Below are 4599 nucleotides of genomic sequence, written 5' to 3' on the forward strand. Positions count from 1 at the left end.
CCTCGGCTGCCGCGGAAAACTGGCCCTTGCCGTGCAACTGATCGAGCAGGGCTTCAAATTCGTCGTCGGTGATTTCGTCGCTGGCGGCGGAAGCGGCAGACGCCGTCGCCACGGCGGTATCGGCGGCGGTTTCAACCGTGCCGGAGAACTGGCCCTTGCCGTGCAGCTGATCGAGCAGGGATTCGAATTCGTCGTCGGTGATTTCGTCGCTGGCGGCGCTGCTTTCGGCGCCATGGGCAGCAGCGGGCGCATCGCCCAGCGCATCGAGCAGTTGCTCGAACTCGCTGTCGGTGATGTCGCCGGAGGCGGCAGGCGCGGAAACCGGAGCGGGTTCCGGCTCCGCTTCCGGCTCCTGTGCGGGGGCAGCCGCCTCGGCACCAGCGGGCTCGGCCAGACGCGACAGTGCCGCCAGCAGTTCCGGCGTGGCCGGAGTCGGTTCGCGCCGCTCGCGCACCTCGCCGAACATGCCGTTGACGGCATCCAGAGCTTCGAGCACCACGTCCATCAATTCCGAGTCGACGCGACGCTCACCCTTGCGCAGGATGTCGAAGACGTTCTCGGCGATATGGCAGCACTCCACCAGCTCGTTGAGCTGGAGGAAACCCGCCCCGCCCTTGACGGTATGGAAACCGCGGAAGATGGCGTTGAGCAGGTTCATGTCGTCCGGTCGGCTTTCCAGCTCCACGAGCTGTTCGGACAACTGTTCGAGAATCTCGCCGGCCTCTACCAGGAAATCCTGGAGGATCTCTTCATCGGCGCCGAAGCTCATAGGGGGTGCTCCTTAGAATCCAAGACTGGACAGCAGGTCGTCGACATCGTCCTGACTGGAGGCGACGTCATCACGCTTATCGGCATGAATCTGCGGACCTTCACCCCGGGATGGCTCTTTTAATTTTTCCTGTTCGGCGCGCAGCACTTCATGGTCGTGCTGAATACCGGCAAAACGGTCGACCTGACTGGCCATGAGCACCAGCTTGAGCAGGTTGCTTTCCACCTCGGTCACCAACTGGGTGACGCGCTTGATCACCTGGCCGGTCAGGTCCTGGTAGTCCTGCGCCAGCAAGATGTCGTTGAGATGAGCGGACAGCTTGTTGCTGTCACGCTCGCTGCGAGCGAGAAACAACTCGATACGCTTGGCCAGCTCGCGAAAGCCCTCGGCGCCCATCTCGCGGCGCATGAAACGGCCCCACTCCGCGCTCAGGCTCTGCGCCTCGTCACTGAGGTCGTTGACCAGCGGCGCGCTCTGCTCCACCAGATCCATGGTGCGGTTGGCGGCCTTCTCGGTCATGGTCACGACATAGTTCAGGCGCTCGGTGGCATCGGCGATCTGCGACAGCTCCTGGGCATGCGGCATGCGCGGGTCGAGCTGGAAATTGACGATGGCGTTGTGCAGCTCCCGGGTCAGCTTGCCGACCTCGTGGTACAGGCCGCGATCGCGGACCTTGTTGAGCTCGTTGATCAGTTGCACCGCAGCGCCGAAGTTGCCTTGTTCCAGGCTATCGACCAGCTCGCGGGCGTTGCTTTTCAGGGTCGACTCGAGGTCACCCAGCGTGGAGTCATCGTGTTCCATAGCACCCTCGCGGCTGACATCAGCCGTTTACCCGCTCGAAGATCTTCTCGATCTTTTCCTTCAGCACCTGGGCGGTGAAGGGCTTGACCACATAGCCGTTCACGCCGGCCTGTGCCGCTTCGATGATCTGGTCACGTTTGGCTTCGGCGGTAACCATCAACACCGGCAGGTGCTTGAGGCGCTCGTCGGCGCGCACCGCGCGCAGCAGGTCGATGCCGGTCATGCCGGGCATGTTCCAGTCGGTCACCAGAAAGTCGAAGCTGCCGCTCTGCAGCATGGGCAGTGCCGAAGTGCCATCGTCGGCCTCGGCGGTGTTGGTGAAGCCCAAGTCCCGCAAGAGGTTCTTGATGATCCGTCGCATCGTCGAGAAATCGTCAACGATGAGGATTTTCATGTTCTTGTCCAAGTCGACCTCCGTACAGTCCCAAACGCATTGCACACGCAATGACGCCCTTTAATCGTGAAACCGACTCAGCTGGCGCGCCACTCGCCGAGCCGCGAGCGCAACCGCGCTGCGCACTGGCTATGCAACTGGCTGACGCGCGACTCGCTGACCCCCAGCACTTCGCCGATTTCCTTCAAGTTCAGTTCTTCATCGTAATACAGCGCCAGCACGAGACGTTCGCGCTCCGGCAAACCGGCGATGGCATCGGCCAAGGCCGCCTGGAAGCGTTCGTCTTCGAGGTCCCGCGAAGGTTCGAGGTGGGTGTGCCCGGCGTCTTCGTGCAAACCGCCATGCTCGCCGTCCTGCAACAGGTCGTCGAAGCTGAACAAACGGCTGCCCAAAGTGTCGCCAAGGATGCCGTAGTAATCCTCGAGACTCAATTGGAGTTCGGCCGCAACCTCGTGATCTTTAGCGTCTCGCCCGGTTCTTGCTTCAACGACACGAATGGCATCGCTGACCATGCGGCTGTTGCGGTGCACCGAACGCGGGGCCCAGTCGCCCTTGCGTACCTCGTCGAGCATGGCACCGCGGATGCGGATACCGGCGAAGGTTTCGAAACTCGCCCCCTTGCCGGAGTCGTATTTGCGCGACGCTTCCAGCAGGCCGATCATGCCGGCCTGAATGAGATCGTCGACTTGCACGCTGGCCGGTAAACGGGCCAGCAGGTGATAAGCAATGCGCTTGACCAGAGGGGCATAGCGTTCGATCAGCTGGTGCTGGGAGTCCTGCGCCTGCGCCTTGTTGTACATACGAAGTCCAGAGGCTGCTGTCATACGGCCGAGTCTGCGGTCGGTTGCTGCACCAGACGCTCGACGAAAAATTCCAGATGGCCACGGGGGTTGGCCGGCAAGGGCCAGGTATCGACCTTCTGAGCTATCGCCTTGAACGCCAGAGCGCACTTGGAACGAGGGAAGGCTTCATAGACGGCGCGCTGCTTCTGCACGGCCTTGCGCACGCACTCATCGTAGGGTACGGCGCCGACATACTGCAGGGCGACATCGAGGAAACGATCCGTCACCTTGGTCAGCTTAGCAAAGAGATTGCGCCCTTCCTGCGGGCTATGGGCCATATTGGCCAGAACGCGGAAGCGACTGATGCCGTGATCGCGGTTGAGCAGCTTGATCAGCGCGTAGGCGTCGGTGATGGAAGTCGGCTCGTCACACACCACCACGAGGATCTCCTGGGCGGCGCGAACGAAGCTGACCACCGCATCGCCGATGCCGGCAGCGGTGTCGATCACCAGCACGTCGAGGTTCTCGCTGATGTCGCTGAAGGCTTGAATCAGGCCGGCATGCTGCATCGGCGAGAGATTGACCATCGCCTGCGTGCCGGAGGCCGCCGGGACGATGCGGATACCGCCCGGTCCCTGCAGCAGCACGTCGCGCAGATCGCATTCACCGGCAATCACGTCGGCCAGGGTGCGCTTGGGCGTCAGCCCCAGCAAAACGTCGACATTCGCCAACCCCAGGTCGGCATCCATCAACATCACCCGACGGCCGAGATCGGCCAGGGCCATGGACAGATTCACCGACACATTGGTCTTGCCGACGCCACCCTTGCCGCCGGTCACCGCAATCACCTGTACGGGATGCATACCCATGTTCTTTCTACACCTTGTCTAACTTCGACCTGGCCTCGTGGCCGTTTACTCCCGCGTCATGACGCGGGAGGGTGCTACATTCTCGCCGTTTCAGCCGGCACGCTGCGCGGGGCTGTGGTACAGCCCGGCGAACATCTGCGCCATGGCATCCTCGCTCGGCGGCTCGGCGGTCTGCAGGCCTACGGCGCGGCTGACCAGCTGGTGACTACGCGGCACCTGCAGATCATCCGGGATCCGCGGTCCGTCCGTGACATAGGCTACCGGCAGATGCTGGCCTATAGCCAGACCCAAAACCTCACCCAGGCTCGCGGCCTCGTCCAGCTTCGTCAGTATGCAGCCAGAAAGGCCACAACGCTTGTAACTATGGTAGGCCGCCTTGAGCACTTGGCTCTGACTTGTTGCAGCCAGGACCAAATAATTCTTCGCCTTGATCCGCGCCGAGGCCAGGCTTTCCAGCTGCAGGCGCAGCGCCGGATCGTTACCCGGCAGACCGGCGGTATCGACCAGCACCACGCGCTTCTTGGCCAGCGGCGTCAGCGCCTGCAGCAGGGACTGACCGGGATCGATCTGGGTCACCGATACACCCAGAATACGCCCCAATGTCTTGAGCTGCTCCTGGGCACCGATACGGAAGCTGTCCATGCTCACCAGAGCGACCTGCTGCGCGCCGTACTTAAGCACGTAGCGCGCCGCCAGCTTGGCCAGGGTGGTGGTCTTGCCCATGCCGGCCGGACCGACCAGGGCGATCACCCCGCCCTCCTCCAGCGGCTCGACCTTGGGCGTCTTGATCGCATGCGCCAGGTGCGCCAGCAGCATGCGCCAGGCCTGACGCGGCTCGGCCACACCCGCGACCTTGCTCAGCAGTGCCTGCGACAGTTCGGCAGACAGGCCCATGCGCTGCAGGCGACGCCACAGATTGGCCTGCTGCGGACGACGCGTCTGCAACTGGCCCCAGGCGATCGACCCCAGCTGAACCTCAATCAG

The 4599-nt window shown here is 62.9% G+C and carries 6 protein-coding genes; all 6 read right to left on the bottom strand.

Annotated elements, in window-relative coordinates:
• The coding region (locus N7333_RS23980) for an Hpt domain-containing protein (RefSeq protein ID WP_279859489.1) at nucleotides 1–769 on the bottom strand (769 nt) is incomplete at its 3' end.
• Nucleotides 770–781: 12 nt separating this feature from the next.
• The gene (locus tag N7333_RS23985) at nucleotides 782–1570 is read right to left on the bottom strand and encodes a protein phosphatase CheZ (RefSeq protein ID WP_003243230.1); all 789 of its coding nucleotides are present in this window, start codon (nucleotides 1568–1570) and stop codon (nucleotides 782–784) included.
• A 19-nt stretch (nucleotides 1571–1589) separates the two neighbouring features.
• A complete protein-coding gene (locus tag N7333_RS23990; RefSeq protein ID WP_169968482.1) occupies nucleotides 1590–1964 on the bottom strand; it encodes a chemotaxis response regulator CheY in 375 nt (124 codons plus the stop codon).
• A gap of 77 nt (nucleotides 1965–2041) precedes the next feature.
• Entirely contained in the window at nucleotides 2042–2788 is a 747-nt protein-coding gene (fliA, locus tag N7333_RS23995; protein WP_003243225.1) for an RNA polymerase sigma factor FliA, read from the bottom strand.
• Nucleotides 2785–3615, bottom strand: a complete 831-nt coding sequence (gene fleN / locus N7333_RS24000) for a flagellar synthesis regulator FleN (RefSeq protein WP_012019013.1) — start codon at nucleotides 3613–3615, stop codon at nucleotides 2785–2787. Before fleN ends, fliA begins: the two co-directional genes overlap by 4 nt.
• Nucleotides 3616–3705: 90 nt before the next feature.
• On the bottom strand, nucleotides 3706–4599 hold an 894-nt coding region (gene flhF, locus N7333_RS24005; protein WP_279859491.1), incomplete at its 5' end, for a flagellar biosynthesis protein FlhF.

It is taken from the genome of Pseudomonas sp. GD04158, assembly GCF_029834875.1.
GTDB lineage: Bacteria > Pseudomonadota > Gammaproteobacteria > Pseudomonadales > Pseudomonadaceae > Aquipseudomonas > Aquipseudomonas hydrolytica.